The organism is Pseudomonas sp. zfem004 (genome assembly GCF_032621715.1).
Taxonomy (GTDB): domain Bacteria; phylum Pseudomonadota; class Gammaproteobacteria; order Pseudomonadales; family Pseudomonadaceae; genus Aquipseudomonas; species Aquipseudomonas sichuanensis.
In genome coordinates this window covers 1-22,666 of sequence record NZ_JAVYJF010000021.1, presented here as the reverse complement: position 1 = coordinate 22,666, position 22,666 = coordinate 1, and the positions used below count along the sequence as shown (strand labels likewise).

The 22,666-nt window shown below is 60.5% G+C and carries 22 protein-coding genes and 2 pseudogenes; 1 reads left to right on the top strand and 23 read right to left on the bottom strand.

Features of this window, described 5'->3' with window-relative positions; translation table 11 throughout:
• Positions 1 to 24: 24 nt before the first annotated feature.
• From RTH46_RS20640 to RTH46_RS20535, 23 genes and pseudogenes are all read right to left on the bottom strand, one after another.
• Positions 25 to 222 (bottom strand): CrpP family ICE-associated protein, encoded by a 198-nt coding sequence (locus RTH46_RS20640; protein ID WP_316906479.1) that lies wholly within the window; start codon positions 220 to 222, stop codon positions 25 to 27.
• A gap of 421 nt (positions 223 to 643) precedes the next feature.
• Complete coding sequence (locus tag RTH46_RS20635) at positions 644 to 1,030, bottom strand: hypothetical protein (protein ID WP_316906478.1); 387 nt, start codon at positions 1,028 to 1,030, stop codon at positions 644 to 646.
• A 202-nt stretch (positions 1,031 to 1,232) separates the two neighbouring features.
• Entirely contained in the window at positions 1,233 to 1,763 is a 531-nt protein-coding gene (locus RTH46_RS20630) for a single-stranded DNA-binding protein (protein ID WP_316906477.1), read from the bottom strand.
• A gap of 13 nt (positions 1,764 to 1,776) precedes the next feature.
• Positions 1,777 to 2,313, bottom strand: a complete 537-nt coding sequence (locus RTH46_RS20625; RefSeq protein WP_316906476.1) for a DUF3158 family protein — start codon at positions 2,311 to 2,313, stop codon at positions 1,777 to 1,779.
• A 5-nt stretch (positions 2,314 to 2,318) separates the two neighbouring features.
• Positions 2,319 to 3,044, bottom strand: coding sequence for a PFL_4669 family integrating conjugative element protein (locus RTH46_RS20620; protein WP_316906475.1), 726 nt, complete (start codon positions 3,042 to 3,044; stop codon positions 2,319 to 2,321).
• 748 nt (positions 3,045 to 3,792) lie between these two features.
• Positions 3,793 to 4,530 carry an A24 family peptidase gene (locus RTH46_RS20615; protein WP_316906474.1) on the bottom strand — a complete coding sequence of 246 codons (738 nt, stop codon included), beginning with the start codon at positions 4,528 to 4,530 and terminating at the stop codon, positions 3,793 to 3,795.
• Positions 4,523 to 5,824 carry an STY4528 family pathogenicity island replication protein gene (locus RTH46_RS20610; RefSeq protein ID WP_316906473.1) on the bottom strand — a complete coding sequence of 434 codons (1,302 nt, stop codon included), beginning with the start codon at positions 5,822 to 5,824 and terminating at the stop codon, positions 4,523 to 4,525. The genes RTH46_RS20615 and RTH46_RS20610 overlap by 8 nt, the downstream gene beginning before the upstream one ends.
• Positions 5,821 to 6,516, bottom strand: a complete 696-nt coding sequence (locus RTH46_RS20605) for a DUF2857 domain-containing protein (RefSeq protein WP_316906472.1) — start codon at positions 6,514 to 6,516, stop codon at positions 5,821 to 5,823. Before RTH46_RS20605 ends, RTH46_RS20610 begins: the two co-directional genes overlap by 4 nt.
• 32 nt (positions 6,517 to 6,548) lie before the next feature.
• Entirely contained in the window at positions 6,549 to 8,249 is a 1,701-nt protein-coding gene (locus RTH46_RS20600; RefSeq protein WP_316906471.1) for a ParB family protein, read from the bottom strand.
• 1 nt (position 8,250) lies between these two features.
• Positions 8,251 to 8,589: an Arc family DNA-binding protein gene (locus RTH46_RS20595; protein ID WP_316906470.1), complete on the bottom strand. Its 339-nt coding sequence runs from the start codon at positions 8,587 to 8,589 to the stop codon at positions 8,251 to 8,253.
• A 10-nt stretch (positions 8,590 to 8,599) separates the two neighbouring features.
• Positions 8,600 to 9,604 (bottom strand): nucleoid-associated protein YejK, encoded by a 1,005-nt coding sequence (yejK, locus tag RTH46_RS20590; RefSeq protein WP_316906469.1) that lies wholly within the window; start codon positions 9,602 to 9,604, stop codon positions 8,600 to 8,602.
• Positions 9,604 to 9,837 (bottom strand): hypothetical protein, encoded by a 234-nt coding sequence (locus RTH46_RS20585; RefSeq protein ID WP_316906468.1) that lies wholly within the window; start codon positions 9,835 to 9,837, stop codon positions 9,604 to 9,606. The genes yejK and RTH46_RS20585 overlap by 1 nt, the downstream gene beginning before the upstream one ends.
• Positions 9,830 to 10,354 carry a hypothetical protein gene (locus RTH46_RS20580; RefSeq protein ID WP_316906467.1) on the bottom strand — a complete coding sequence of 175 codons (525 nt, stop codon included), beginning with the start codon at positions 10,352 to 10,354 and terminating at the stop codon, positions 9,830 to 9,832. Before RTH46_RS20580 ends, RTH46_RS20585 begins: the two co-directional genes overlap by 8 nt.
• Positions 10,344 to 10,526 carry a hypothetical protein gene (locus RTH46_RS20575; protein ID WP_316906466.1) on the bottom strand — a complete coding sequence of 61 codons (183 nt, stop codon included), beginning with the start codon at positions 10,524 to 10,526 and terminating at the stop codon, positions 10,344 to 10,346. The genes RTH46_RS20580 and RTH46_RS20575 overlap by 11 nt, the downstream gene beginning before the upstream one ends.
• On the bottom strand, positions 10,523 to 11,869 hold the full coding sequence (gene dnaB, locus RTH46_RS20570) for a replicative DNA helicase (RefSeq protein ID WP_316906465.1): 1,347 nt from the start codon (positions 11,867 to 11,869) through the stop codon (positions 10,523 to 10,525). Before dnaB ends, RTH46_RS20575 begins: the two co-directional genes overlap by 4 nt.
• The gene (locus tag RTH46_RS20565) at positions 11,866 to 12,564 is read right to left on the bottom strand and encodes a DUF2786 domain-containing protein (protein ID WP_316906464.1); all 699 of its coding nucleotides are present in this window, start codon (positions 12,562 to 12,564) and stop codon (positions 11,866 to 11,868) included. Before RTH46_RS20565 ends, dnaB begins: the two co-directional genes overlap by 4 nt.
• 238 nt (positions 12,565 to 12,802) lie before the next feature.
• On the bottom strand, positions 12,803 to 13,174 hold the full coding sequence (locus RTH46_RS20560; protein WP_316906463.1) for a hypothetical protein: 372 nt from the start codon (positions 13,172 to 13,174) through the stop codon (positions 12,803 to 12,805).
• Positions 13,171 to 13,920, bottom strand: coding sequence for a hypothetical protein (locus RTH46_RS20555; protein ID WP_316906462.1), 750 nt, complete (start codon positions 13,918 to 13,920; stop codon positions 13,171 to 13,173). The genes RTH46_RS20560 and RTH46_RS20555 overlap by 4 nt, the downstream gene beginning before the upstream one ends.
• Positions 13,913 to 14,794: a ParA family protein gene (locus RTH46_RS20550; RefSeq protein ID WP_316906461.1), complete on the bottom strand. Its 882-nt coding sequence runs from the start codon at positions 14,792 to 14,794 to the stop codon at positions 13,913 to 13,915. The genes RTH46_RS20555 and RTH46_RS20550 overlap by 8 nt, the downstream gene beginning before the upstream one ends.
• Positions 14,795 to 15,089: 295 nt before the next feature.
• Complete coding sequence (locus tag RTH46_RS20545; RefSeq protein WP_316906460.1) at positions 15,090 to 16,859, bottom strand: phosphoethanolamine transferase CptA; 1,770 nt, start codon at positions 16,857 to 16,859, stop codon at positions 15,090 to 15,092.
• A gap of 162 nt (positions 16,860 to 17,021) precedes the next feature.
• Positions 17,022 to 17,534 (bottom strand): annotated as a pseudogene (locus RTH46_RS26380) (methyl-accepting chemotaxis protein); the annotation flags it as partial.
• A gap of 345 nt (positions 17,535 to 17,879) precedes the next feature.
• A pseudogene (locus RTH46_RS26375) lies at positions 17,880 to 18,929 on the bottom strand (HAMP domain-containing protein); the annotation flags it as partial.
• A 278-nt stretch (positions 18,930 to 19,207) separates the two neighbouring features.
• Positions 19,208 to 20,560, bottom strand: coding sequence for an APC family permease (locus tag RTH46_RS20535; protein ID WP_153788429.1), 1,353 nt, complete (start codon positions 20,558 to 20,560; stop codon positions 19,208 to 19,210).
• Positions 20,561 to 21,088: 528 nt separating this feature from the next.
• On the opposite strand from RTH46_RS20535, the gene RTH46_RS20530 reads away from it, so the two are divergent.
• Entirely contained in the window at positions 21,089 to 22,603 is a 1,515-nt protein-coding gene (locus RTH46_RS20530) for a YdgA family protein (protein WP_316906458.1), read from the top strand.
• The last annotated feature ends 63 nt before the right edge of the window (positions 22,604 to 22,666 follow it).

The following is a 22,666-nucleotide window of genomic DNA, read 5'->3' as shown; positions in this document are numbered from 1 at the left end:
GCGGCCAGGCCTACGGAGGAAGGGTCAAAAATTGAGGGTGAACTGCTGGGAGCGCTTGTACCCTTTCAGCCAGGAGGCCAGCATGGCAGGGTGCTTGTAAGGGCAGGCATGCACGGGAAGCCCTTTCTCGGCGGCTTCCACCCCTGCAGCCTCTACCGCAGGATGGGGGTTATTGAACTGGCGCCTATCCGCTTTTCGCTCCTGGGCAACTTCATTCCGCATCGAATGCTCCTCATCAGCGCCCCTGTTCCTGCCGGGCAGGTCACGTCTCAAACGTGCTTGATACCGGAAATCTCACGCCGAGGCGTTTTTTTCGCCCCCAGCGGCTAAGTTAGATACAAGTTAGCAGCTGTAGGGCGGAGATGCCTGCAGGAAAAGCTCATTTGCCAATGCTGCGGTTTCTTGCGGGCCCCTGACCTGGGCAAGCGCTGCTCGCAGCGCCCCTTCGGTTGCGACTGCCCGTCCTGGTTGCGGGAGCTTCACGAGGCGCGCCGCCCTGGGCAGCAGGCCCCTGCCACTCGTAGTCGCGCGACACCAGACGGTACGTCAAGAGTGGGCGGTCGCGACGACCTGTTCTAGCCTCCAGAAACTTCACGTATAGCGCCTGAAAATTAGGCCCCTTGCCAACGCCCGAATTCTGCGGCTAGTGGGGAATCATGCTGGAGCGGTAGAGGGCCGACCAAGCCAGCAGGGTCGCGCCGGGGGCCTCCAGTGCAGCACGCACCATCACCTCAGCGTCCTGGCCCGTAAAGCCGTGTACTGCCTGGCCAAGCCGAAGGAGCTCAGCTGCCACCCCTGCATCCCGGGCCTTGCTGGCGAACTCATACTCTTCGGCCTGCCCATACTCAAAGGTGGCCTTGAACCGGAGGCGAAGCATTTCGACAGCCTCCACTTCGGCCTCCGGCAGCAGGATGGATTCGCCGTCGCAAAAGACCTGGCGGACACCAGCGAGGGCCTTGACGGCTTCCATGTAGCGGTGAAGTTCTACCGTCGCTTTGACGGAGGGATACTCTGGGAAATCGTGCTTCATCGCGCGTAGTCCTCGAAGCAAAGTGAGGTAACGAAGATCCGTCCTTGTCATCAGAAGCTTCACGAATGGCGCCTGAAAAAATCGCCTGCTAGCCAATGGACTGACTGCCAGGGAGATGCTGCATCGATGGGAGGGGAAGCTCGAAGTGACATCCTTGTCACCAAGAGCTTCACGATGTGGCGCGCCAAATTAAGGGAGGGGGTTAGAACGGTTCTTCATCGAAGCTGGGGTAGTCCTGCACGCCATCAGGAATCGGCTGAGCGGGGCGCTGATCCTGGCTCCGATTGTTTTGCGCCTGACCCTGACCCTGACCCTGGGACTGGCCAGCTTGCTGTTGATTGGCAGGGCGCTGTTCACCGCTTTTGGGCGGTGCGAGCCTGATCTGGTCGACGCGATGCGGGAGGATCGCCACGCGGTTGGCCTCCACTTTCAAGGCAGAGACATCCTGGCCGGTCGCCTTGTCCCGCCACGTATCCATGATTGCGCGCCCGGATACGAGTACGCGCATACCCTTCTGGAACAATTGGGCGAAGCGCTCAGCGTCCGGGTGCCACCATTCCACGTTGGCCCAGAAGCCACCGCGATCCTTGTAGCTACCATTGCCATCGGGGATGGAGTTATCGAAGAAGACGTTCAGGCGCAGCATCTGCCGTGGTGCCTGATTTCCATTGGGAAAGCTCCGGTGTTCCGGTGCGTTACCGACATTGCCTTCCCAGTTTACAGACGTACCCATGGTGTATCTCCGTTCAGTGTTGAGGTGGGTTCATGACCTGCTGCAGTCGAGCCTGATATTCGGCCTCGGCCTGCCCCATCTTTTCTGCGCACTCGGCGGCCTGTTTGCCGATGAAGTGGATGAGGCTGATCTGCATGTTCAGGGTGATTCGGTGTTGCTCCAGGGCAAACAGGTCCTGCAGCAGGTGGATTGGTGTTTTGGGGGCGTGGACCATCTGAGCCCATACGCCGACACCCATGCGCCGACCTTGCACGCTTTGCCAGCGAAGAAAGGTTGTGCCAGCCGCTGTGTTTTGCTCGATGAGCCTGACGGGCAGCAGGGCGAATGGATGTTGACGGACCTGGGCCAGCACTTCCTGAGTAAGGGCGCGCAACCCTGCCTCCATCGCCGCGCAATGCTCCGTCAACTGGACCAGCTCCCCCTTACCTTTAAAGGGCTTTAAAAGGCCTTTTAGTGAGGCACTCTGTTGCAGCGCCTGATAGGCACCCTGTTGCAGCGGTTTGAAGGCACCCTGTTGCAGTGCCTCCAGGGGTCGGGTGTCCGAACGCATCAAGGTCAGGCCTCGTCTTCGTGACCGTCATCCATCTCGTCGGCTGGGCCTGTCGAGCCACGGCGGATGAGCGGAGCGAAGTTCGAGCGACGGGTGCCTTCCAGGATGTCCTGGGGGATGTCGCCATGGCGCCGGTACATCTCGCGCGCGTTTTCAGCCCGGGCATTATTGGCGGCGAAGTCGTCACGCGATGCACCGGAGAAATGATGGAGCTGGGCCAGCCCAAAAAGACTGCGCAGCAGGTGAGCACCTTCATCGATCCAGATCTCGCCATCGCGGCGACCGATCATGGCAACGTGCTGAGCCAGCAGAATGCGGCGGACGACTTCGTCGTACTGAGTCAGCAGATGGACGCCTTTGAAACCCAGCGGGTTGGCGATGTAGAGCGGAAGCTTGAGCGGCTGGATCGAGAGGTTCTCGCCGATTTCTAGCGCCTTGGGCAGCTGGGCCATTACCCCATCGAGGCGGCTGTCGATGGCCTTGAAGGCATCGTCAACCTCCTGGATCTTCTCCTCGATCTTGATCATCCACCAATCGGAGTACGGATCGTCCTGGGCGGCACCGCGATCCATCTGGTTGATCTTGGAGCAGAAGCCAGCCAGGCCGAGGATACTGTGCTTATCACCGCTCTTCTGGCGGCCCAGCCAGATTCGAGCGGCATGGTGAGTGTGGAGAGTCAGCTGGACTTGGCTCCGGAGGGAGCCGATGTTGAGCTGATAGGTGTCAGCCATGGACATGGTTTCCTTATATAAGGTGGGTGAACGATGTCCATGCTGCTTTCCGGCCAACCGGCGCGCAGTAATAAATGAAGAACCCGTGGTCCTGGATTTGTCGGGGGCAGTGACAGAGCTGGTGGAGTGGTGTGGGCCGCACCACTTCGAGATGGCGCTAGTGGCCCCTCTCGGCGGTCGTCTGTGCCGGTGATCAGGCTGGTGAGTGATGCGGGCCGCATCACTGCCATGATGCCAGTGGCATCGTTCGGCGATCGACGCCGTTGCGCCGGTAAGTGATGTGGGCCCCATCACTGCCATGATGCCAGTGGCATCGTTCGGCGATCGACGCCGTTGGATGTCAGTGGCATCGTTCGGCGATCGACGCCGTTGCGCCGGTAAGTGATGTGGGCCCCATCACTGCCATGATGTCAGTGGCATCGTTCGGCGATCGACGCCGTTGCGCCGGTAAGTGATGTGGGCCCCATCACTACCATGATGCCAGCGGCATCGTACTCGGTGATCAGGTCGGCGAGTGGTGCGGGCCGCACCACTTCGGACTGTTGCCAGTGGCAACACATGGTTGGCCTTGGTGCCATTGCTGGTTTTGGAAAAAAGTGTGGCCCACATCACTTCAGTAACTTACGGTGCCCACGGGGGTTTGGCATCGTTACATTACCAGGGGGACGAAGTGCTGTGAGCCACAGGAAGTACAGTAGATCATATGCACGTCGTATGCCGAGAAGCGGAGCATAGGGCGGTCGGTGCCTCAGCGCTGGACGTGGTGTCCGAGCGTCTCGGCAATGAAGACCACCCAACCAGCGAGCGATAGAGATGGTCCAAATGGCATGTCTACTCTTTTAGCGCCGTTTTCTGCGAGGCGTAGGTATACCGTGAAGCTCGCAGCGATCAGTAACGAGCCAGCCACTGTGCTGGGGACCACTTGCCAGCCGCCCCATGCCCCGATTAGGGCCAGCAGCTTAAAGTCGCCCGCTCCCATACTCTCTTTGCCAGTTACATACTTGACCAGGTGGTAGACCGACCAAAGGCTCACATAGCCTATGACACACCCCCAGAATGCCTCTGGCAGGGTCGTGAACATACCGAACGAGTTGAGCACCAAACCTGCCCAGAGTCCTGGCATTACCAAGGCGTCCGGCAGTAGATGGTGCCGCCTATCAATCAAACTCAGTGTCAGCAAACACCACGTGAGCAGCAGGGCAAACAACGCCTGGAGCGATGGCCCAAAGTGGAAGATCACCACGAGCGACAATCCTGCGCAGCCGGTCTGCACGATCCAGATTTCTGGTCGTGATGCCCCGGGCAGTCGGAGATCGAGAGGCTTGCCGAGGCCCAGCCCAAGCAGTTCCCTGGCATCACGCTGCCACTGATGCTCGAGGACTGCCGGTAACCAGGATGCAACCAAGATGCACAGATGTCCGACCAACATGGCCAGTGCGATGGTACCGAGCGCCAGAGTGACGTCAGCACCCATCCACTCACTCATCGGTGCCTCCCGTGCGACGTCGAGGATCCAGCAACGCTTGGAGTGAGCTCAGCGCCGAGTTGGCTGTCTGCATAGCGGTCGCTGTCGGTGCAGGCCTCTGAACAGGGGGCTGGCTTGGCTGTGCGATCGCCTGCGTCACTGGGGGCATTGGTGTCGGAGAAGGCGACGACGCACTAGGGGTCCACTGGGCATTGAAGTCACCACGGATGGCTTTGCCAGCCAGGGTCGCCAGGTATGCGACGGGCTTGGCCACGTTCCCGGTCGTACAGCGATGCTTCCACTGGTTGATCACTGCCTCTCGGAGATGCTCCGGTACTGGCCCCATGATCTCTCGCGCCTTCACACGGTCCTCTGGCTTGAGAAGATCCAAGGCAAGCAACCAATTCACACCGGCGCTCTCGCGAGGTTGTACAGAGCTTTTAGATACAGACTTGTCTGTATTTGTATACGTACTAGCTGAGTTCGGATTCCGAACTGAGGGTGTACTCAGCGGTTCTACACTGAGTTCGGATTCCGAACTCAGGGGTAGAGCGCCCTGTTTTGCTGAGTTCTCACTGAGTTCGGATTCCGAACTCAGGTCTTCCATGGGCGAGTTTTGCTGAGTTCGGATTCCGAACTCAGGGGCGGGCAGTGGGTTCCGCTGGCTTTCGATGGCCCAGGTTTGAGCGTTCAATCGATCGCTGAGCGTGTCCATGCGCGAGGGAAGTCGGCGACCGACATCGGGGTCACTGGTGAACTCTCGCCAGGTGATCGCGGCAATCTCTTTGATCGCTTTGTTCTGGTGTTCAATGGACTGCATCAGCAACGTCATGTAGTCCTTGTCGAACTCCAGGGCCTCGGCCGGCGTCACGGGCTCGTCGTGCAGCAGGTAGACGTTCCCCTGGACTTGGCCATTGATTTCATTGCGTACGGTCCGGCCGAGGCTCAACCAGCGGGTCAAGCGGAGCACGGTCAGGGCCTTGGCCACGGTTTCTCTTGATGCATGCTTGCCTGGATTCATGCCTAAGTACGGGCGGAGCTGGTCATACGTGGGAAAGGCTGTGATGCCGTCTTCATTGACAAGCAGCCGGAAGACCTGCCAGCAGTTGCGTTCCAAAGGCGTCAGCCGATTGTCGAGCAGCAGTCGGCGCGGGACCGTCTCATGCGGATTTCCGCTGAAGATGATCCCGGCGTAGGGCGTGACAGGCGCAGCAGTAGGGGCGGTGTCCTCAGCTCTCTTCTTTTGCACATGGGCCTCGAGTTGCCCCGAGGCCGAATCCAGGAGCGTGGAAATCGGGAACCGTGCGAGCTTCATTGTCTGGGATCGCCTTCTCCAGAGTGGGTGGAGGAGGTACAGCGTTCATCACCATGGCGTATGCCAACCTCATCCATCAAAGTGAGTTGGCGACGCTCGAAGGCTCGCGGCCTTTCCTTGTTAACCGGATACAAACCTTGTTCAATCCACTGGGTGATGCGTGACCAGATCTGCGCAAGCGTCAGGCCGTCCGTGCTCAACTCTTCAGCCACCAGCATGGCCACATCGAGCATGGCCATGCTCTCTTTGAGGTCGACCTGGTGTTCATCCATCAACTTGGTCCAGCGATGCCAGATATGATGGTCTTGATCTTCGGATAACTCGGGCCACCGGCCACGGGGCGCTCGTACCCCGATGACAGTACGTTGCAGTGCAATTTCTTGCGGTGTGAGCCCGAAGAACCTTCCGAGCAGGCTGGTGGTGGCACCCAGGCGAATGGCTCGTTCAATTAGTCGTGACTCTTCCTCGGATCGCGCTGCTCCGGTCAACAGCTTGAGAATCATCTCGCTGTTGATAGAGACGTTGACCCAACTGACAGGGGTATTCCGAAGTAGGCTGAGGACTGTTGGATGCTGAATCTGGCCCAGCACCTCAGGCTCAACTCCCATTTCCAGGCAGCGCTGTAGTTGCCCGTTGCGCGTAAGGTCAAGAAGCAGCGACAGAACTGCGTCGTTAAGTGTTGACTTGGACATTGAGACTCCCTCCCATTCATCTCATCTAGTGTTCAGCTGTCCTGGGCTTGCCCGGACCGTTTGAACTCTTCGATTTCCAAGTCGATTAAGCGGCGAGCCAGTCGAATGATGCGGAACAGCTTGACCAGCGCGCCGTCGCTCAAACGGCCTTCGTCGCCGGGGGCTTGTTCAGTCCCTTGTGGCTGGCCCAGCAGCAGTTGGCCAAGGCCAGCTGCAAATTCAAACTCAGCCAATGCGGTGGCAGGGTCCGGCTGTTCGTTCAGCATGTTCAGAGCAATCGCCATGGCACCGCTCAGTGACTGAAGCAGTGTCAGGGTATGGTGGGCTGTGGCAGTGATCTCGACGTCTGTGTCCGGCTGCTTGTACTTGAAGCCAATCCCACCGTTGATTACTTGGATATCGCCTGGACCGTTGACGGACTCGAGGATCTCCACCGCCAGTTGCGCTACCTGGTTGCGCAGCTCGGTAGGCTCGTCAATTTGGCGCTCGATGTACCAAAGGTCTGTGATGGGGTGCAGCCCACCGGCCTGGACAGGGATCGCGACTAAGCAGTTCGAGTTGAAGTCGGGCAGCGTCTCACCACTGAGGGCGGCCAACTTCGCTTTAGTCTCGATTACACGCTGGCTGAGGTTCGCAGGAGAGGCGATATGCCCTGCAATCCTTGCCTGCTGTTCCTCAGGGGTGAGCGAGGTGCCCGGCACCGGACCAGCTGGAGGGGGTGGTGCAGATCCGGGGTTCGGCGAGCCACCGGTATCTCCAGGCGCCTGGCGTGGTGGGGGAGGTGTTGAGCCTCCACCAGCACCTGAAGGCGGGGGAGTGGTAGCTGGACCCGTTGCTGGCAATTCAACCACCGGCGTTGAACGCCGAGTTCTGTCCTGCTGCTGAGTGATCTCCAGCAGAATGTCCTCATAGCCCAGCGGCAGTGATTTTTTCATCGTGCCGATGAGTTCGTCCTGGAAACGCTGGAACAGGAATTCTTCAGCTTCCCCCTCAAACTGTGAGAGAACGTCCTGGAACAACATTTCGATGTCCACGGCATTGCCGGTGTAGTGTTTATTCCAGCACTCGAAGGCAGCCTTGCGCAGAGCTAGGATTTTTGTGATGCGATCGTAGCCCAGACCTGAGTAAAGCAAGCCAGGTGCTGCCGGCAATACAAACTGCAAAGTGTCCAGCATCCTGCTGATATGGGATTGGGAGATCGGGTAACCATCCTTCGAAAGGCGTCGAGCGAGCTCCCGCTGTGAAATGGTCTCACCGGTTTCGCCTTCATAGAGCTCTTTAGCTCGACCTACGGCCACAGCACGCTCAATGAACTTAAGTTCACCCTTCAGATCTTCGGCCAAGTGGCCGGTGAGCATGATGATCTCGCCTCGGATTTGATCCCAAGGACGGAACAGCACGTGGATGCGTTTGTACCGCTCATCGCCGGTTTCTTGGTACAGCTCTTTCAGGAGCGAGATGCGTGTGTTGCCCCCGTTGCGGATCCGGTATTTCTCTTCACCTGGGCGGCGAGTTACCGGCGGGGGAGTGTCGAGCCCGCGGTTGCGGATCGACTCCTTGAGCTCATCGCGCCGGGGGTTTCTAGTGGTACGGGGGTTGTCCTCCCAAGGGAGGACATCATCGACATCCAGAACCAGTGGCGTGTCTGCGATTGGATCGCTCATGGCTGTCGTGGACCCTGTAGGGCTGAAGCCTGGAGCGAGGAGCTTGGCTTTGAGGTCTGTAGCGGCCATATCAAGCTCCTACCGCAGCAAGGGGGGGGTGAGCCAGAGAGGAGTGACGGACCAGGTGCAGCACTTCCTGGATGTCGTCCTGAGTTGGAACAGCGTTTAGCAGCAGGCGATCGATGATGCGGTAAGCGCGGGTCAGCTCGGATTTCAACTCTTCTGTAGTAGTGGCGTCGGCCTGTGCGGGCTCAAACTGGGGGTTGAGCAGAGATTGCTCAAGGCGATCGATAATCTCGCTGTTCATGGAGCGATGATTCTTGCGAGCCACTTCGGCCACTTGCTCACGCATGCCGTCGGGCAGGCGAACTACGAATTTGTCGGCGACACGGGATTTGGTTGGGTTCATGGTGTTCTCCTTACTGGCGGCGCTTGAGTTGGTCGGTGAGCTGAGTAGGCAGGTTCTTGATCGTCAGCGAGCCGGTGTCGGCGTCGTAGGTGACGTTGGAGCCCAGAAGGTGCGCTTCAAAGCTGATCGACAGGCCCTCGGCGCGGCCGGTGAAGCGGCGGAATTGGTTGAGCACGCGCTTGTCGGCCGGGATCTCCGGCGACAAACCGTAGTCGCTGTTGTGGATGTGGTCGTAGAACGCTTGGGGGCGGTCCTCGTCGAGGACCTTAGACAACTCTTGCAAGGAGAGCGGCTGTCCCCTCTTGGTCTGGGAGGTGGCGTAGTCGAGCAGCATGTGGGTTTTCTCCCGGGCGCTTTCCTCCGGCAGATCTTCCTTCTCGACATACTCGGTGAACGCTTTGAGCAGCGTGCGAGTTTCACCTGAGCCGTCGACGCCTTCCTGGCAACCGATGAAGTCGCGGAAGTAGTCGGAAATCTTCTTACCGCCCTTGCCCTTGATGTAGGAGATGTACTGCTTCGAGTTTTGATTGTTGCGCCACTCGCTCAGGTTGATCCGAGCAGCGCAGGAGAAGTTGCTGGTATCCAGGTAGCGCGAGACCACAACATTGAGATCACCATCCAGGCCGACGGCCTCGACCTGCTGGAGTACGGCGATCATCAGGTATTCAGTCATACCCTGCTGGTAGTGGGTGAAGAGCACGTGGCCACCGGTGGCCAGGTTGACCTCTTCCATCAGCCTCTGTAGATGTTCGACTGCCATATGGCTGAAGCTGGTGAAGTCTTGCTGCTCCTCCAGGTACTGCTTCAACCAGCCGCTGAACGGATAGGCTCCCGACTCTCCATGGAAAAAGCCCCACGCTTTGCCTTGCTTGGCGTTGTAGCTGTCATTCAGGTCACCCTGGAGACTCTCAATGGCATCGGACGGTGGGAGCTCAGCGTCGCGGGCGTGAAGGACGGCGGGGCTGCCGTCCGGCTGCTTGTCGAGTTGGTGAACAATTGCATGTCGGATCGGCATTACTGAATCCCCCGGGAAGAGTTGTTTTGGACTTCCGCACGGCGAAGCAGCGCCCGAGTGTTGCGCTCGGCACGGTGGTCGCTGGGTGTGCAGGAGGTGAAGATCGGTGCGAAGCCGGCCTTGCTGAACTTCAGGTGGCCGCTATTGGATCGGGTCAGGGTCCAGCCTTCAGAGAGCGCGAACTCGGCAAGCCGCCGGACGCTGTCATGTGCGCCACGCAGGAGGTTACGCATTGGCGACCTCCTCCGTGGCGAGTGCATTGCCAGCTTGGATGGCCACGATCTCTGGGCTGCTACCTGGATATTGGGTGGCCAGCTCAGTGAGGAATTCGCGTGCAGCTTCCCGCGATCCTGGAATACGGAAAACGACGGTGCAGTGATGGGCATCGCCCTCGGCCGAGCCCAGGTATGGCGCTACGGCGACTTTGAACCCACTGCTCAGCAGGTGATGGGGGACCCACACGGACCAGAAATAGCTGCTCAGCTGGGCCGGTGAACCGAGGAGGCTCACAGCCAACGTGCCGGAGTCGCAGCTTTCCACTTCGATGTACTGCAGGCGCTCAAGCTCCTGCAGTGGATCGTTCAGCTCCGCCGGCGCGACGGTCTGGCCGAATACGATGAGCTGGGACACAACCTGGCTGAGCGCATTTAGCCAGATTGCGTTGAGGCCAGACTGGTGAGCGAACGCAAGTGCCGATTGCTCGGCGCCGGCGATCGCAGGTATCGACGGGTAGGTACGCTCAGTTTGCACTGGGCACCTCCTCAAGACGCTCGATGTCGTAGCTGCCGCAGGCCGGGCATACCAGCACTTCTGCCTCACCTTCAGGGGTGTGTTCGGCAGGATGCACCTGCCGAACCTGGTGCAGTGGAAAATGCCGACCACAGCCGCGGCAGTCATGGGTGATCAATTGGGGGGGCGTCATGCGGCGACTCCTTGCCAATGGTCGGCAGTGAGGTTGGCGAAGCGGGTTTGGTTGGCGATGAAGGCGGCTCGGACGTAGCCGGTGGGACCTTGGCGCTGTTTGCCAATGATCAGTTCGGCAACGCCTTTGAACTCGGTGTCCTTGTTGTAAACCTCGTCCCGGTAGACGAAGAGGATCACGTCCGCGTCCTGCTCGATCGCGCCGCTATCGCGCAGATCGGCGTTAACTGGACGCTTGTTCTGACGTTGCTCCAATGCACGGTTGAGCTGGGAGAGCGCTATGAAGGGGCAGTTGAACTCCTTCGCGATACCCTTGAGAGAGCGAGAAATCTCACTAATCTCGTTCGCCCGGTTCTCTTGGCCAGGGCAACGCATCAGCTGTAGGTAATCCGCCATGATCAAGCACGGTTTACCGAAGCGTCGGCTTGCACGGCGAACCTTCGCTCGCATGGCCGCAGGGGTCAGGTTGGCGCTGTCATCGATCACTAACCTGTCGCCGTAGGATTTGAGCCGGTGAACAGCTGCGCTGAGCTTTGGCCAATCCTCATCCTGCAGTTGACCTGTCAGCAGTCTGCCAAGATCGATGTGCCCCAGGATCGCAATCATGCGGAACAGCAACGCTTCGGTTGGCATCTCCATACTGAACACGATGACGGTCTCTTCAGCTGCTTTGGCCAGCGCTGCGTCGACGATGCTCAAGCAGAATGAGGTCTTGCCCATGGATGGCCGGGCGCCGACGATGATCAGATCAGCTGGCTGCAAGCCACGGGTCATCTCATCCAGCTCTGTCAGTCCTGTGGGCACACCTGTCACTGTCACGTGGCCGTTGAAGTTCGCGTCGATCTTGTCCACGACAGTCAGCAAGGCCTCGCCCATATTGGCGAACTCGCTGACAACACGGCCTTCGCCCAGTTTGAATAGCTTCTGCTCGAGCGAGTCCTGTACATCTGCTGCGTCAGCAGCCAGCTCTGCAGCGTCCCGGGTACCCTGGAAGCACAAGGACATGATGCGGCGGAGATGCGCGCGGTTGCGCACGATCCCGGCATACGACTGGATGTTCGCTACTGACGGCGTGTTCTTCGCCAGTTCTGCCAAGTAAGCAAGGCCACCTACTTCCTCAGGGATGGCCATTGCTTCAAAGACAGTCACTATGTCGAACGGGCTGTTCTTCTCGGACAAGTCATGGATGGCCTGGAAGATCGCCTTGTGCTCAGCACGGAAGAAGTCATCCGCCTGCAGTTGGTCCCCGACTAGATCCCAGGCCTCGTTGTCCAGCATCAGCCCGCCCAGAACGCCTTGCTCGGCCTCGATAGAGTGGGGAGGGGAGAGGTCCAGGTTCATCATCTGGTACCTCCGTGGGCGATTGCCACCTGCTGGCTACGACCCAAACCACGGTGGAGTTGGGCTCTTTGCCCTTGCTTGAAACCAGCCTCCAATGAACCCTGGTCGTGACCTTTGGCCTCGCTCGGGGTGATGTTGAAGTGCCGCAGTCCTGGATGATGCAGGGTGATGTAGGCGGTGATATCGGCCTGAGTGTCAGGTGCCAGGTCGTCCGCGAACTCCCTCACCTTGAGCGCTACTGCGTTGATCCAGCCTTCTGCGAACAACTGGCCACGGCGCCGTTTTGTCTTGAGCTGGCAACGTTTCTGTTGCGCCACATGCTCGCGCCGGGCCTTCTGGAGTTGCAGCAAAAGGCTGCTGTAGGCATATGCCGCCACTTCCGGGCCAATACCTTTCCCCAGGAACTTGAAGCAGTAGCCCTTCGTGAGGTGGTAATACGACAGATGGCTGCAATCGAACGCACTCGCGCAGACAGCCGCGAGCGAGTGCTGCCAATCAGCAGGAGAGCGTCGGGTCTGTGTTGGAACACTGGCTTCTTCGACCTGACTGGCTCGAAGCTCATCAGCCTCGATATTGTATTGAGCCATGAGTGCGCGGGCCTGGCGCAATGCGATCCCGGCCTCATGCGTATTCGCACCAGGGTTATTGGCCAGGGCCATGAGCTTGGTGACTTTGTCGAGGACCTTCTGTTTGTCCATCACGAGCCCTCCCCAAGTCGGCGAGGTCGGCCACGCATAGCAGATGCGATCAGCACCAGGAGATTCAGCGCCCCGACCGTGCCGAGTGCATAGGCCGAATAGACCGACCCCTGCAGAGCGACTTCGGCGAGCGGGGCTTTGAAAATTGAACCCAAGCCGTAGGCGGTCGCCAGTGCCACAGAGCAGTTCATGAGGTACAGGCACAGGGAGCCTGCGAACTGGGAAATGGGGCCAGAAGTCATCGAGCACCTCCAGTCTGCTGGTGGAGGGGATCGGCGCCGATGAATACCTCGGCGGGCACTTCCGGCCATTCCGTCCGGAGTGCCTCAAAATTGCCCTCGTTCCAGCAGCGCAGGAACTCCATGGGAGACTCACATTGATGTTCTAGGGCATACGCGATCGCGGCCACAGCGGCATCGGAAATGCTCAGCTCAAGAGCCAAACTGCCATCGTCGGTTACTGTGAAATTGTCAGTGTTGAGCTGGAATGGCATCCCATTCAGCTCCACTTTCACGGGAATCCAGTTGGGGACTTGGTGCTGCTGACGGATCGTAGCCAGACGATCTTGGAGCATGCCCAACGTGAGTGTTTTGGGGAGTTGTCCCTTCATGAGGCATCCCCTTGTCCAGCACTTGGGAGCAGGGCCTCTTGCCACAGGCGCAGGGTCTCGCGTTCGTCTGCTGTCAAGGCAGCCAGGCCAACAGCTTCGGCCACTTTCTCCTGCAGGAGCCGCAGGCGTTCCTCTACTGACGAGCCATCGTCATATGCGAGGTGCCTGGTCACATCATCGATCAAGGAGTAACGGATTGATCTGATATTGCTGACACGGTGCTGCTCGACTGTATGCCCATAAAGCCGATCAGGTGTCTTCAGCTCGTTTCGGATGTAAACGTTGAATTCAGAAGGGTTGTAGGAGGTGTAGAACTGCCGTGCACGATTCAGGATGAGTGCAGCCTTGATCGTCTCCAACAGCTCTTCAGGGGTTTCGGTAGGCAATGGGAATGTACGTGCAACCAGCTGCTTCGAGAGTGCGTCCCGCGCATCTTGTCGGCGTTTCGTATCCTTTTCGGTCCGAACCCGCTTTTCTTTTGCATGGGTCACGCTCTGGCCGACCGAGTCGACAAGTCGGGAGGCTTCCAGCAGCAGTAGGCACTGATCTGGAGTCAGCAGTGCGGCCAGATTTGCTACGAGACCGCCGCCACGCTGGCGTCCGTTTGCAAGATTGCGCAACTCAGTCGCTGTCGCGGTGAGCTTTGTCTGTACGCTGCGCAGGTCTTTGGAGCTGAACAGGTTCCCGAGCCGGGCGACTTCGTCAGGTGTAACAACGACTGCTTGAGATATTGGAGGCTTAGTCACGACGAGCCTCCTTGACGATTTCGGCTACTCGCTCTTCGGTCATTGCTTCGAAGCGGTCTGTCCACTCGGGGAAGGCCTCGATGGCCAGGCTGCGGATGACGCTCAGCGCCGACGGAGACTTACGGTTCGAAGGTTGACGATATTCAAGCCGATGCGCCGGCACGCCTTGGCTCGCGGCTTTCTTGAAGATGACGGCATCTGGAATGATCGATTGCAGGACGGTGTAGTCAGGGGTCCCGTCGAAGATTTCACGGACGGTGCGGTGGATCTCGCGCGCGTCAGTAGTTTCGTCCAGGCCGTTGATGATGATGTTGATGTGGGGAATGGTGAGGCCGAGACGCGCGTAACTGCGCAGCCCATCCATCATGTGGATGGTTCCACGGCTGAATTCGCGCGCGGCCAACATATTTGGGGGGAGGGGGGAGAGGATGATGTCGGAGGCAAGAACGACCATCTCCAGCATCGCAGAGCGGGCGCCCTGGGTGTCAAAGAGGATGAGGTCGTAATCGGCATCGAAAGCCGACATCAGGTTGGCTAGTCGCAGTCTGCCATCAGGCGCCTGCAGTATGAGGTTGTTGAGCTGGTTGTTGGCGTCGTTCGAGATGATGACGTCCAGGTTCTTGATCGACGTGCGGGAGATGATCTTGGCCGGGTCGGTCTCGTTGTACGACAGCAGCTCGAAAATGCCACCTGGGGCGGTGTACTCAAGGGGGTAATAGGATGATGCGGAGGGCTGTACGGGGTCCAGATCGATGAGAAGGGTGCGCAGCCCTGCGTCAGCGACGAATGCCCCAAGGTTGGTGGAACCAGTGGATTTACCGGTGCCGCCTTTGGTGGAAACCTTACCTGCTCGTTTTGCTCTCTTCGGGTTCATTGCCATGCCTCTAATGTGGATATTCATTAGAGGCTGCGTGCCTAGGCGCTGGAGTGGTGCTTAAAACCCCTCCCTAGATGGACTTTTCTGCCTACTATCCAATTGTCTTTTAACCAATTGGTCGTAGGTTCGAATCCTACACGACCCACCATATTGCAGTACGAAAAGCCCGCCTTCATGGCGGGCTTTTTCGTTCTCGCTGCCGGGAAAATGTTTTCCCTATCGCCATGGCAACAGCAAAAAAAGCCGATACCTGATTGCTCGGGTATCGGCTTTTTGATGGGCGTTGCCTCTATCAGCCTTTACCAGGCTTTACCTCGTCGCTGGATGCGGTGCGTTGCTCGGGTTGCGCCTTGCTGTCGGGCAGTTGGTCGAACTCATGCAGGCCGTTCTTGACATAGGGGTTGCCAATCCAGCGTGGGCTGGGGCTGAACTGCGTGCTCACCAGGCTCTTGGCGGGCTCGTAGCGGTCGTAGCTGAGCCCGGCCAGGTCGGACAGAGTGTGGATCAGGTGCGAGCTGCTGTAAGGGCGCGACGCCATCGCCTGCAGGTCTCGTGGGTGGCTGGCCTGCCAGCTTGGCGAGGTCCAGAGCAGGAAGGGGATGGTGTACATCGGCCTTGTCGGGTCGCCTTCGTTGCGCCCCAGGCGATCGTGCTGGCCGGAGCTGTAGACATCCTCGCCATGGTCGGAGAGGTACAGCAAGAAGCCGTTCGGCGTGGTGGCCGCGTAGCGTTTGATCAGGCTCGACACCACGTAGTCGTTGTAGCGCACCGCGTTGTCATAGAAGTTGTAGGTTTGCACCTTGTCCGCTGTAAGCGCCGCCGGGGCGCCGGCATTGTCCTTGAAGTGCTCGTAGTCTGCCGGATAGCGGTAGCGGTAATCCATGTGGGTGCCGAGCAGGTGGATGATGATGAACTTCTTCTGCGTCGGGTCCTGCAGCGCTTTTTCGAAGGGGGCGAGTACCACATCGTCGTACTGGCTGGCGTTCTGGTTGCGCTGGTTGTTCAGGTAGACCTGCTCGTCCGTCTGCTGGGAGAAGGTGGTGAGCATGGTGTTGCGCTTGGTCATGGTCTGCTGGTTGGTGATCCAGAAGGTCTTGTAGCCCGCCTGCTTCATCAGGTTGATCAGCGACGGATCGGTCAGGAAGCGGTCCGGGTGCTCTTCGTCGCCGAAAGTGAGGATCTGCTGCATCACTTCGATGGTGTAGGGGCGCGGCGACACCACGTTGCGGAACACGGTCAGGCCCTTGTCGCTGGCGGCCAGGGCGTCCAGGTTCGGCGTGGTGTCGCGGTTGTAGCCATACAGGTGCATGTGTTCGCGGGTGGTGGATTCACCCAGCACCAGCACCAGGGTGCGCGGCGTGTCGCCGTTGCTGTCCGCCAGGTTCTGCAGCGGCGGCAGGGCGGCGTTCTTTTGCAGCAGTTCCTGCATGTTGTCGAGCTGCTGGCGGTATTGCCGGTAGCCCACCACCAACTGCCAGGGGACAGCCGGCTCCATGCGCTGTTCAACTTTCTCCCGGGCTTCGGCAAAGGTGCGTTGCTGGGTGACAAGCTGTTTGTAGAACGGCAGGACCAGCAGCGACACCAGCAGCAAGGCCACCACCGGGATGCGGCTGCGCAGGGGCAGGGTAACCGGGCGAATGCGGGTCCAGAGCAGCACCGCAACCGCCGTGTACAGCAGCAGTGCCAGGCACAGCGAAACACTGAAGTACTGGCTGAAGTACTCGCTGGCCTCGGCGGTGTTCGACTCGAACATCACGAAGATCACGCTCTGCGAGAACTCCTGATGGTAGATGCCGAAGTAACTCAGGCCCACCAGCGAGCTGGCCCACAGCACCAGGCCGATGACGGCCGCAAGCCCTCGGGTCAGGCGTGGCAGCAACAGCACCGGCGCCAGCCACAGGCTGCTGAGGATGAAGGCGTCGCGAAACCCGGCAAAACCGGTAGTGCCGCTGAACAGCAACAGCGCCTGGGTGACGCCGGAGAAATACCAGAAAAACAGCAGGAGCCAGCCGAGGCCTGCCCAGTCCATGGGTTTTTTAGCGGAGGGGGATGGGGTGGTCACGTGCGCCTCAGGAGCCAGATAGCCGCCATCAGGCTGGCGGCTGTTTTAAGGTGGCGACGCTAGAGCAGGTGAAGTGAAAGGATCGTCAACAGGAAATGAAAGCCTCGAGAAACCTTGTCTGGGCCGCTGAGCGGCCCTCAAGGTTTCATTGCGCAGCAGCTCCTAGACGCGGAACTGCTCCATCAAGGCCTGCTGCTGATTGGCCAGCCGGTTGAGCGCCTGGCTGATCCGTGCCGACTCATCGGCCTGCCCGGACAGCGACTCGGTCACATCGCGAATCCCTGCGACATTGCGATTCACTTCCTCGGCCACTGCGCTCTGCTGCTCGGCGGCGGAGGCAATTTGCAGGTTCATGTCGGTGATCACCGTTACCGCCTGGTCGATGCGTTGCAGGGCGGGCAGGGTCTGTTCCATCTGCGCGGCGCTCTCGCGGGCCTGGCGCTGGCCACCGTGCATGGCACCGACAACGTCCTGGGTGCCCTGCTGCAGGCCTTCGATCACCTGGCGGATTTCCTCCACCGACACCTGGGTACGCTGGGCCAGGCTGCGCACTTCGTCGGCGACCACCGCGAAGCCACGCCCGGCCTCGCCGGCGCGGGCGGCCTCGATGGCGGCGTTGAGTGCCAGCAGGTTGGTCTGCTCGGCAATGGCGCGGATCACCTCGAGTACCGAGCCGATCTGCTCGCCACGGCTCTCCAGCGAGCGTGCCTGCTCCATGGCGGCATCCATGCCGCCGGCCAGATGGTCGATGGCCTGGCGGGTGGCCGCGACCAGGGCCAGGCCTTCGCGGGTGGCCTGGTCGGCGCCGCGTGCGGCCTGGGCGGCTTGCGCGGCGTTATGCGCAACGTCCTGGGCGGTGGCGCTCATTTCGTTGGCGGCGGTGGCCACCTGTTCGATCTCCCGGTGTTGCTGCTGCATGCCGGTGCTGGTCTGGCTGGCGATCAGCGATGACTGGTCGGCAGTGCCGCGGGCTTCCTGCACCGAGCCTTTGAGCTGGGCGATCACCGGCTGCAGCTTGTCCAGGAAGCGGTTGAACCAACCGGTCAATTGCCCCAGCTCGTCGTCGCGGGCGTAGTCAAGGCGCCGGGTCAGGTCGCCTTCGCCGCTGGCGATGTCTTTCAGGCGCGCGGCCACCGCCAGGATCGGCCGAGTCACGCCGCGGGCGGTCAGCCACACCAGCAGCAGGCCGAGGATCGCGGCGCCCAGGCCGATCAGCAGGCTGGTCAGGTTGGCGCGCTGGTTGTGATCGTCCAGGCGCTGGTTGAGGGCTACCGCCGGCGCTTGCAGCACGCTCTCCGGCAGTTCCAGCAGCACCTGCCAGGGCGCGGCACCCGGGATCGGGGTGAAGGGGCGCGAGATGCGCATCATGCCGCCATCCAGGCGCTCGACCGGCTGGCCGGCGCGCAGGGGGCCGGCAAAGGCGCCGGCGGCGCTGCCGAAGGCCTGCTCCACGGTCTGGCTCAGTTGTCGGGCGTCCTGGCTGTGGCCGGCCAACAGCCCGACCGGGCTGACGATGCTCACCTGGCCCTGGCCGTCGAACAGTTCCTGGCGCCCGGCCAGGGCCAGCTGCTGCAGGTTGTCCAGGCCGATGTCCAGGCCGATCACGCCAACCACCTTGCCGCCTTCGAGCAGCGGCAGGGCAATGCTGGTCATCAGCACCTTCTGGCCGTTGATCTCGTCGAAGTACGGGTCGAGCACGCAGGCCTTGGCGGTTTCCAGCGGGCAGGTCAGCCAGCGGTTGTAGGGGGAGCCGTTGGCGCCGATGCTGGTGTCGGCGAGCATCGACTCGGGCATGGCCTCGGTTTCCAGCGCGCCGGGGCTGCTTTGCGACCAGTACAGCGAGAAGCGCCCGCTGTCGTTGCTGCCGGCATCGGCCTGGCCGACGAACTGGGCATCGCGCTGGTCCAGGGCGTTGGGCTGGAACACCAGGTACAGGCCGATCAGGTCGGGGTTGCCGGCCAGTGCGGCGCGGGCTTCGTGGTTGAGCTGATTGCGCAGGTCGGCGCCGCCCCGGGCCTTGAGCGCCTGCACCAGGCGGGCAAAACCGTTGCCGTACTGGTAGGCGTCCATGAAGTAGCGCTGGATGCGCAGTGCCTGGGTTTCGCCGTGGGCCTGCAGGCGCTGGCGGGCGCTGCGGTCGAGCAGCTCGGTGTTGGCCTGGAACACCTGCTCGGCGTTGCGCCGGGCCTGGGTGAGCGAGGTGGCTACCAGCAGGGCGACGATGGCCAGCAGGCACAGGCCGGCGAGCAGGGTGATCTTCCACTGGATGGAGAGGCGGCGCAGCGACATGAGCTTTTCCTTCTCGATCAAAACAGAACGCCCGCGGTCAGGCGGGCGTCGGGTGTGGTTCATTCAGCGATGTAGTTCGGTGGCGCAACCCGGAAGGCCTTTGTCAGCCAGCCCAGGTACAGCACGCCAAGTGCCGCCCAGACCCCGCCGAACAACAGCGAGTGTTCATTCAGGTCCAGCCACAGCGAAACGATGATGCAGAAGCCGATGGTCGGCAGCACCAGGTACTTCATCGTGTTGGCCAGCCCCTGGCGGTTGCCCTCGCGCAGGTAGCAGTGGTTGATCACCGAAAGGTTGACGAAGCTGAACGCCACCAGCGCGCCGAAGTTGATGATCGACGTGGCGGTGACCAGGTCGAAGAAGATCGCCGACAGCGCCACCAGGCCGACGATCGCGATGTTCAGCACCGGGGTCTGGTAGCGCGAGTGCAGGCGGGCGAACACGCTGGCCGGGATCACCTTGTCGCGGCCCATCACGTACAAGAGGCGCGACACGCTGGTCTGCGACGCCAGGCCCGAGGCGATGGTGTTGATCACCGTGCAGGCGATGAATACCGACTGGAACAGCTTGCCGCCGACATACAGGGCGATTTCCGGCAGCGCCGCTTCCTGGTCGTGGAAACGCTGCATGGTCGGGAAGTAGGCCTGGATGAAGTACGACACGCCGATGAACACCACACCGCCGATCAGCGCGGTGAGGAAGATCGCCAGCGGGATGGTCTTGCCTGGATTACGGGTTTCTTCCGACAGGCAGGTGACCGCGTCGAAGCCCAGGAACGAGAAGCACAGGATGGTCGCACCCGCGGCCAAGGCGGCGAACTGGGTCTGCTCGTCGGCGAACGGCACCAGGCTCCACGCGGTGCCCAGGCCCTCTCCTTGATCCAGGCCACGCACGCAGAGGTAGACGAACACGCTCATGATCGCCACCTGGACGAGCACGAACAGCAGGTTGAAATGCGCCACCAGGTTGATGCTGCGCATGTTGATCAGGCTGATCACGGTGACGAAGCCGGCCACCCACATCCATGCCGGTACCTCGGGGAACATCGCCGACAGGTACAGCTTGGCCAGCAGCGCGTTGACCATGGGCAGCAGCAGGTAGTCCAGCAGCGACGACCAGCCCACCAGGAAACCCACGTGCGGGTTGATCGCGCGTTGGGTGTAGGTGTAGGCCGAACCGGACTGCGGGAAACGCCGCACCAGGGTGCCATAACTCACCGCGGTGAACAGGATGCCCGCCAGCGCCAGGATATAGGCACTGGGCACGTGCCCGGCGGTGATGCCGGAGACGATGCCGAAGGTGTCGAACACGGTCATCGGGGTGAGGTAGGCCAGGCCGATGATCACCACGTGCCAGAGGCGCAGGGATTTACGGAACTGGCCGTTGCCGGTGGCGCGGTGGTCAGGCTGCATGCGCGCGGTACTCCTGGCGTTGGACGGCAGGCACGGCGTGCGGCGGGCACGACAAGGTCGAGCGGGTGGGCTCCATGTTGTTCACCTTTTATGTTGGAGCTGCGAAGTGCGCGGAGAGGGCGCGGGTGTCAGGGCTTAAAGCGCCGGGACGAGGAAGGCGGCGCGTGCGGGCAGGGGCGTTTGGGCATGATGGCGGCGCGATTGTTCTTCTTCGTGGAATGGGCGCTTGCAAGGTGGGTGAAATAAAAAACGATGGTCATTAGGGTGTCAAGTTAAACATGACAGACTGCTCGGTCATGTTGTTTTTTATCTACATTGAAAGGGGTTTTCGGCCGTTTTTTGGCGTTTTACCTGTTTTGCGCGGATTTCCGTGTCTATAAATATTTACGACTGGGCGGGCGTTGGCACGGTGCCTCGGCTGTCTATGTGCTACTGCCGTGCCATGCAGTCACCCCGACAGTGGTATTCTGCGCGTCCTCGCGTGCTTCCACGCGCAGCCCCCCCTATGGACAGCAATCGGTTCTATTCATGAAGAAATCAGTAGGCATCCTTTCCGGCCTGGCCGTCGCCATCGCCGTCGCAACCACCGCTGGCGCCTGGTACACCGGCAAACAGCTGCCGGCGGAGTTGGATCGCGCCATCACCCAGGCTAACCAAGAGCTGAAGAAAACCCTGGCCGGCACTGGCCTCAGCATGTCCATCGAACTGGATTCGCTGGAGCAGCATTTCTTCACCAGCACGGCACACTACCGCCTTAAGGCCAAGGACCTTGAAGCTGGCGAGGTCGAGAAGTTGGACTTCGAGTTCGTCATGCTCGACCAGATCGAGCACGGCCCGTTCCCTTGGTCGCGGGTCAAGGCATTCAAGCTGATGCCGGTGATGGCCGCCAGCAACGGCTCATTGGAAAAGGGCGATTTCACCGCGCCGTGGTTCGCTGCGGCAGGTGGCAAGGTGCCGGTCACTGTCCAGTCCAGCGTGGGCTATGACGGCAATGTCGAAAGTGATATTCGCCTGGCGCCGGTCAAACTCGAGCAGGATGGCGAAAAGGTCCTGGACTTCTCTGGCATGCAACTGCTGGGGCGCACTGACCGCCAAGGCAAGGACACTGAATTTCACGCCAATGTCGATCGCCTGGAACTGAACTTCGCCGATGCACAAGAAACGCCGGTGAAGATCCTGCTCAACGGCTTCAAGGTCGGCGGCAAGCTCAGCCAGACCGACCACGACATGATCTACGTCGGCAACATCGACCTGGCCCTGGCTGATACGCAGGTCACCAGCGGTGCCGATCAGCAGGTGCTGGTGCTCAAGGGGCTGCAGCAGAACAACCTGTATAGCGCCGAAGGCGAAGCCAAGGACAAGCTGGCCGGGCGCCTGGAGTACAAGGTGGCCGACATCAGCTATGCCGGGCGCAAGGTGGGCAGCGGCGAGATGGTCTTCACCATGAAGTCCATCGACATTCCGGCCATGCAGGCGCTGCTGGAGTGGTACCAGACCAAGGCGCCGCAGGTTCAGCAGGCGGCTGCCGAAGGGCAGGCACTGCCGTCGTTCGACATGACCCCTGAAGAACAGGCCAAGGTCCAGGGCGATCTGCAAAAGATGCTGGCCGGCAAGCCGCAGTTGGCACTGGAGAAACTGTCGTTCAAGACTGCCAACGGCGAGAGCCACTTCAGCCTGGCAATGGACTTCGCCAGCCCGACCTCGTTCGACCTGCCGCCTGATCAGCTGGGCAAGCAGTTGGTCAGCAGCCTGCACAGCAAGCTGAGCGTGTCCAAGCCGATGGTCGGTGACCTGGCCACCCTGCAGGCACTGCTGGGCGGCGAGACCGACGCGCAGGCCATCGCCCAGCAATCCAGCCAGGCCGGTGAAATGGTTGGCATGATGGCGGTGCAGAGCGGCATGGCCACGGTGCAGGGCACTGACGTGATTTCGAGCCTGAAGTATGCCGATGGCATGGTCGACTTCAACGGCAAGAAAATGACCGTCGAAGAGTTCGCCATGCTGATCAGCGGCCACCTGGCGGCGCTGCAGCCCCAGGGCTGATCGCAGGTTCCAGGCCCAATTCGCGGGGCAAGCCCGCTCCCACGTTGGCTCTGGCGTGGGGGC

What these genes read in the sequence shown, in the direction of transcription:
- RTH46_RS20615 (WP_316906474.1), bottom strand. Translation starts at nt 4,530, where the DNA reads ATGAGTGAGTGGATGGGTGCTGACGTCACTCTGGCGCTCGGTACCATC.
- RTH46_RS20535 (WP_153788429.1), bottom strand. Translation starts at nt 20,560, where the DNA reads ATGCAGCCTGACCACCGCGCCACCGGCAACGGCCAGTTCCGTAAATCC.
- RTH46_RS20530 (WP_316906458.1), top strand. Translation starts at nt 21,089, where the DNA reads ATGAAGAAATCAGTAGGCATCCTTTCCGGCCTGGCCGTCGCCATCGCC.
- RTH46_RS20550 (WP_316906461.1), bottom strand. Translation starts at nt 14,794, where the DNA reads ATGAACCCGAAGAGAGCAAAACGAGCAGGTAAGGTTTCCACCAAAGGC.
- RTH46_RS20560 (WP_316906463.1), bottom strand. Translation starts at nt 13,174, where the DNA reads ATGAAGGGACAACTCCCCAAAACACTCACGTTGGGCATGCTCCAAGAT.
- RTH46_RS20640 (WP_316906479.1), bottom strand. Translation starts at nt 222, where the DNA reads ATGCGGAATGAAGTTGCCCAGGAGCGAAAAGCGGATAGGCGCCAGTTC.
- RTH46_RS20565 (WP_316906464.1), bottom strand. Translation starts at nt 12,564, where the DNA reads ATGGACAAACAGAAGGTCCTCGACAAAGTCACCAAGCTCATGGCCCTG.
- yejK (WP_316906469.1), bottom strand. Translation starts at nt 9,604, where the DNA reads ATGCCGATCCGACATGCAATTGTTCACCAACTCGACAAGCAGCCGGAC.
- RTH46_RS20600 (WP_316906471.1), bottom strand. Translation starts at nt 8,249, where the DNA reads ATGGCCGCTACAGACCTCAAAGCCAAGCTCCTCGCTCCAGGCTTCAGC.
- RTH46_RS20575 (WP_316906466.1), bottom strand. Translation starts at nt 10,526, where the DNA reads ATGACGCCCCCCCAATTGATCACCCATGACTGCCGCGGCTGTGGTCGG.
- dnaB (WP_316906465.1), bottom strand. Translation starts at nt 11,869, where the DNA reads ATGATGAACCTGGACCTCTCCCCTCCCCACTCTATCGAGGCCGAGCAA.
- RTH46_RS20605 (WP_316906472.1), bottom strand. Translation starts at nt 6,516, where the DNA reads ATGTCCAAGTCAACACTTAACGACGCAGTTCTGTCGCTGCTTCTTGAC.
- RTH46_RS20630 (WP_316906477.1), bottom strand. Translation starts at nt 1,763, where the DNA reads ATGGGTACGTCTGTAAACTGGGAAGGCAATGTCGGTAACGCACCGGAA.
- RTH46_RS20595 (WP_316906470.1), bottom strand. Translation starts at nt 8,589, where the DNA reads ATGAACCCAACCAAATCCCGTGTCGCCGACAAATTCGTAGTTCGCCTG.
- RTH46_RS20635 (WP_316906478.1), bottom strand. Translation starts at nt 1,030, where the DNA reads ATGAAGCACGATTTCCCAGAGTATCCCTCCGTCAAAGCGACGGTAGAA.
- RTH46_RS20625 (WP_316906476.1), bottom strand. Translation starts at nt 2,313, where the DNA reads ATGCGTTCGGACACCCGACCCCTGGAGGCACTGCAACAGGGTGCCTTC.
- RTH46_RS20620 (WP_316906475.1), bottom strand. Translation starts at nt 3,044, where the DNA reads ATGGCTGACACCTATCAGCTCAACATCGGCTCCCTCCGGAGCCAAGTC.
- RTH46_RS20585 (WP_316906468.1), bottom strand. Translation starts at nt 9,837, where the DNA reads ATGCGTAACCTCCTGCGTGGCGCACATGACAGCGTCCGGCGGCTTGCC.
- RTH46_RS20610 (WP_316906473.1), bottom strand. Translation starts at nt 5,824, where the DNA reads ATGAAGCTCGCACGGTTCCCGATTTCCACGCTCCTGGATTCGGCCTCG.